The organism is Armatimonadota bacterium, assembly GCA_020354555.1.
Taxonomy (GTDB): domain Bacteria; phylum Armatimonadota; class Hebobacteria.
The window spans coordinates 780,411-785,416 of the sequence record CP070648.1 but is presented as its reverse complement, the minus strand read 5'-3'; the positions used below and the strand labels follow the sequence as shown (position 1 = coordinate 785,416).

Here is a 5,006-nt window from a genome sequence, read left to right as displayed (position 1 = left end):
GCATCGCGGTCAATATCCCGCCCGACCAAGCGGATCGCGTGGATAACCTGTCGCACGCGCATCTCTCGGCGGCGCAGGGAACGAGGACCCATTTCGTCGGCTTGAACTGCAGGCGCAAGCCGTTCTCCGACCGCCGCGTGCGGGAGGCGATGCGATATGCGGTGCCCCCGCGACCCATCATCGAGCGATTCCTGCTCGGCCGCGCGCGCGCCCTGCCCGGCATCCTCGTGCCTATGGCTTTCGGCTGCGACACCTCATTGCCGAAGCCGCGGCAGGACGCGGCTCGCGCGAGAGCGCTGCTCAGGCAAGCGGGACATCCCGACGGCATCGAGACCACGCTCGACTGTGAGGCTGCCGACAAACGCATCGCCGAGGCGATCGCGGGGTCAATCGCCGAGGCCGGCGTGCGGGCGACGGTGCGCGTGTGGAAGAAGGACAATCTGCTCAATCAACTGCGCCGCCAGCAGCGAGATATGTTTCTCACGGCCTGGGGCAACTCCAGTCTCGACCCCTCGGGCATCCTGCCGGTTCTGTTTCACACCCGCGAGGAGGCCCGCGGCGAAGGCTATGCCAACTACTTCGGGTACAGCAACCCGCGTGTGGATCGCCTGCTCGAGGAAGCCGACCGCTCGATGGACACTGAGGCGCGGCGGCGGAAATACGTGGAGGTGCAGCGAATACTGCACGAGGACGCGCCGACCTGTTTTCATTTCGCGCTCAATGAGCTGTACGGCGTGTCCGACAGTGTGGAGAGCTTCCAGGCCCGGCCCGATGGGATGCTCCCCATGCACGATGTCGGGCTGCAAGCGTAGGCCGAGGAACACGCCGCGATGTGGTTTCGGTTCATCACGCAGCGACTGCTCCAGCTGATCCCGGTCCTGATTGGGGTCAGCTTCATCGTGTTCCTCACCATGCACCTCACGCCGGGCGACCCCATCGAGCACATGCTCGGGCAGGCGGGCCGCATCACGCAAGACCAGATCGAGGACCTCAGGGCGCATTACGGGCTTGACCGTTCGTTCATCGTTCAATACGGGCTATTCCTCGGCCACGCGGCAATCGGTGACTTCGGGCGCTCGTACAGCTACCAAGGCCGGCCGGTACGTGCGGTTGTGGCCGAGCGCTTGCCGGCGACCGTCGAACTGACGGTTTTCGCATTCGTGATTGCGATTCTCTTCGCCATTCCCGCGGGGGTCATCGCGTCGCTGCGGCCGCATGGTCCCTTCGACCGCACTGCCACCGTGGCCGCCCTGCTCGGCATCTCGATGCCCGGCTTCTGGCTCGGCATCGTGCTCATGATGATCTTCGGCCTGCGACTGCACTGGCTCCCCATTTCCGGACGGATAGACCTCGGGCTTGCTCCCGCGCCGATCACGGGGTTGAACGTGCTCGATGCGCTGTTGGCGACGAACGGACCGGCGCTGTGGAGTGCGGTCAAGCATCTCGTTCTGCCCGGCTTGGCGATGGCCGCACCGATGGCCGCGATGGTGACGAGGATGGTGCGGTCGTCAATGATCGGAGTGCTGGAGCAGGACTACGTGCAGTTCGCACGAGCGAAGGGCTTGCCGGAAACAACAGTTGTGGGCAAGCACGCCCTGCGCAACGCGCTGATACCCACGGTCAACATCGTTGCGCTCCAAACCGGCCTGCTGCTCAGCGGCAACATGATCATCGAAACCGTCTTTCAGTATCCCGGGCTGGGCAAGCTCGCGGTGGATGCGATCGCGGCGGCGGACTACCCGCTGGTGCAGGCGGTGGTGCTCATCTACGCGGTGTCCTACGTCGTGCTCAATCTGGGCGCGGACGTGCTGCATGCGCTGCTCGATCCTCGGGTTCGGGTAGCATAAGAGGTTGGCGACCGGCCGATGTCACAGGCCTTGAGCGAGGAGCAAACGTTCGAGCAACTGGCGGCCACGACGCCTGGCATGCTGCGGCTGTTGCTCGGAAATCGGGTGGCGGTTGCCGCCGGCGTGGTTGTGCTCGGCTTCGTGCTGATGGGCCTGTCAGCACCGGTGCTGGCGCCGTACGATCCCAACGCGCAGCACCTCGACGCCATTCGCGCCGCGCCCTTCTGGTATCCGCGGGCAACCGGGGGCTTTCTGCTGGGGGCCGACGCCCTGGGGCGCGACCTGTTGAGCCGAATCATGTACGGCGCGCGCGTATCCATCCTGCTCGGCGGCGTTGTGGTGTCGCTGACTCTCGTAGCCGGCACCGCGTTGGGATTGCTCGCGGGGTATTTCCGGGGATGGTTGGACGCCGTGATGTCACGGATTGTTGACACGCTCCTGGCTTTCCCTTTCCTCATATTCGCGCTCGCGATTATGGCTGCGACCGGCCCGAATCTGGTCGCACTGGTTCTCGCTCTGGCCTTCAAGGGATGGGTGGACTTCTACCGCGTTGCGCGAGGGGACGTTCTGGCTGCGCGCGGGGCGGACTACGTTACGGCAGCCCGCGGGCTCGGGGCCAGCACGCCGTACATACTCTTCGGCGAGATCCTGCCCAACATCATACCGCCGCTGATCGTGCTCGCAACTCTGCGCATGGCGACGATCATCATTGCCGAGGCCTCGCTGAGCTTCCTTGGAATCGGCGTCCCGCCGAACATACCGGCATGGGGCACCATGGTCGCCGACGGCAGAGCCGACGTCGCCGGCGCGTGGTGGATCGCCACCTTCCCCGGGCTGGCCATTCTGCTGTTGGTGCTGTGCGTCAACCTCTTTGGCGAAGGACTGCGCGACGCGTTGGACCCGCGCATGAGGCGATGATGACGCGACCGCTGCTCGACGTACGCGATCTGCATACGCAGTTCCATACCTACCGCGGGCCTCTCCGCGCGGTGGACGGCGTCAGTCTGCGCGTCAACCGCGGCGAGACGCTTGCCTTGGTCGGTGAGAGCGGATGCGGCAAGAGCGTCACCGCGCTCTCCATCATGCGCCTTGTGCGTAGGCCGGGAAAGATCGTTCGCGGCGACGTGCTGTTCGATGGGCAGGATCTGCTTCACACATCGGCGGCGGCGATGCGGCACATACGCGGCGGGCGTGTCGCCATGGTCTTTCAGGATCCGCTTTCGACCCTCAACCCGGTCTTCCCGGCGGGCGCGCAGATCGCCGAGTCTCTCAAGGTGCATGGCGTGGCGCGCGGCAGAGAGGCGCGCGAGCGCAGCCTGCATCTCCTCGAGGCGATGGGTGTGCCGGCGGCACGCGACCGCTTGCGGAGCTACCCACATGAGCTGAGCGGTGGCATGCGCCAGCGCGTGATGATCGCAATCGCGGTTGCCTGCGAGCCGGAACTGCTTATTGCCGATGAGCCGACGACCGCGCTCGACGTGACGTTACAGGCCCAGATCATGGACCTGTTGGCGCGCATCAAGGAAGAAACCGGCCTCGCGATCATGTTGATTACTCACGATCTCGGAATCGTGGCGCAGTTCTCGGACCGCGCGGCCGTGATGTACGCGGGCCAGATCGTCGAGCAGGGCCCGGTCGCGGAACTCCTGGAGCGGCCGTTGCACCCCTACACTCAGGGCCTGCTCAGATGCGTGCCTCGCCTGGGGCGGCCGGATGTGGCGATCACGCCGATCGAGGGATCGGTGCCGGACATGGTCGTTCCGCCGCCAGGATGCCGGTTCGCGCCGCGCTGCCCGCAAGCGATGGACCGCTGCCTCGAGACCATGCCCGACGTCTACGCACCGGAGGCGGATCGGCTCGTGCGCTGCTACCTGTACAGCCAGATGACAGAGCCGACGGGAACCGAGAGCTGATGCCCTGGCGAATCGGCATTGACATCGGCGGCACATTCACCGATCTCGTGGCGAGCGAACTCGAGTCGGGCGCGCTTCATTTGCGGAAGGTGCCGTCCACGCTGGACAACCTTGCCGCGGGCGCGGCGGGCGGGCTGAACCGACTCGCGGATGCCCTATCCATCCGCGACGTGTCCTTTTTCGGCCATGGCACAACGGCGGGAACCAACGCGTTGATAGAAGGCACAGGCGCGCGGACAGCGCTGCTGACGACGAAGGGATTTCGCGACCTGCTGGAAATCGCGCGCCAGAGACGGCCTGCGCTGTACGATCTGCGGGCCCGTAAGGCGCAGCCGCTGGTCCCGCGATGGCTGCGGCGCGAGATCGGCGAGAGGATGGGCTCGGATGGCGCGGTCATCACGGCTCTCGACGGGAATGAGGTCAAGGCGGAGTTGGCGCTTCTCGCCGGCGAAAGAGTTGAGGCGCTGGCGATCTGCCTGCTTCACTCCTACGCGAACGCAGCGCATGAGCGCCTGGTTCGAAATTGGGCCGAGCAAGTGCTGCCCGACGCGTACGTGACGGCATCGTCTGACCTGCTTCCTCGCTTCCGTGAGTACGAACGCTTGAGCACGACCGTTGTGAATGCCTATCTCGGCCCCCTCATGAACCGATATCTGGACGAATTGAGCCGGCGGATCGCGGAAGCGGGTGTCGCCTGTCCTCCTCACATCATGCAATCCAACGGCGGGCTCGTTCCGCTCGATGAGGCACGGCGCAAGCCGGCGAGCACGGTGCTCTCGGGACCCGCGGCAGGCGCCGCTGCGGCGGCCGATGTGTGCCGACAACTCGATCTTGACCGCGCCATCGCGATCGACATGGGCGGTACCAGTACCGATGTCTGTCTCATCGAGGGCGGGCTGCCCGCCAGCGCGCCGGGGCGAGAAGTCGGCGGGTACGCCGTTGAACTCCCGGGTGTTGATGTGCACTGTATCGGCGCCGGCGGCGGGAGCATGCTCTCCGTTGATCCAGCCGGCCTGCCTCGGCTGGGGCCGCGCAGCGCGGGCGCCGATCCGGGACCGGCATGTTACGGCCGCGGCGGTCAGGAGCCGACCCTGACAGACGCCTTTCTACTGCTGGGCCGCATAGCACCGGCGGGCTTGCTGGGCGGGGCAATGTCTCTCGATCCGGAAGCTGCCCGAGGGGCAATGGCGAGTAAGGTCGGCGAGGCGTTGGGGCTCGGTCCGGAGGGCGCGGCTCTCGGCGCTGT

At 66.0% G+C, this 5,006-nt stretch carries 5 protein-coding genes; all 5 read left to right on the top strand.

The window, feature by feature from the left end:
* A partial coding sequence (locus tag JSV65_03220; protein UCH35375.1) for an ABC transporter substrate-binding protein occupies positions 1–812 on the top strand: 812 nt, incomplete at its 5' end.
* A gap of 18 nt (positions 813–830) precedes the next feature.
* Positions 831–1,847, top strand: a complete 1,017-nt coding sequence (locus JSV65_03215) for an ABC transporter permease (protein UCH35374.1) — start codon at positions 831–833, stop codon at positions 1,845–1,847.
* Between the two features lie 18 nt (positions 1,848–1,865).
* On the top strand, positions 1,866–2,765 hold the full coding sequence (locus tag JSV65_03210) for an ABC transporter permease (protein UCH35373.1): 900 nt from the start codon (positions 1,866–1,868) through the stop codon (positions 2,763–2,765).
* Positions 2,765–3,760, top strand: a complete 996-nt coding sequence (locus tag JSV65_03205; GenBank protein ID UCH36686.1) for an ABC transporter ATP-binding protein — start codon at positions 2,765–2,767, stop codon at positions 3,758–3,760. Before JSV65_03210 ends, JSV65_03205 begins: the two co-directional genes overlap by 1 nt.
* The coding region (locus JSV65_03200) for a hydantoinase/oxoprolinase family protein (GenBank protein ID UCH35372.1) at positions 3,760–5,006 on the top strand (1,247 nt) is incomplete at its 3' end. The genes JSV65_03205 and JSV65_03200, both read left to right, overlap by 1 nt.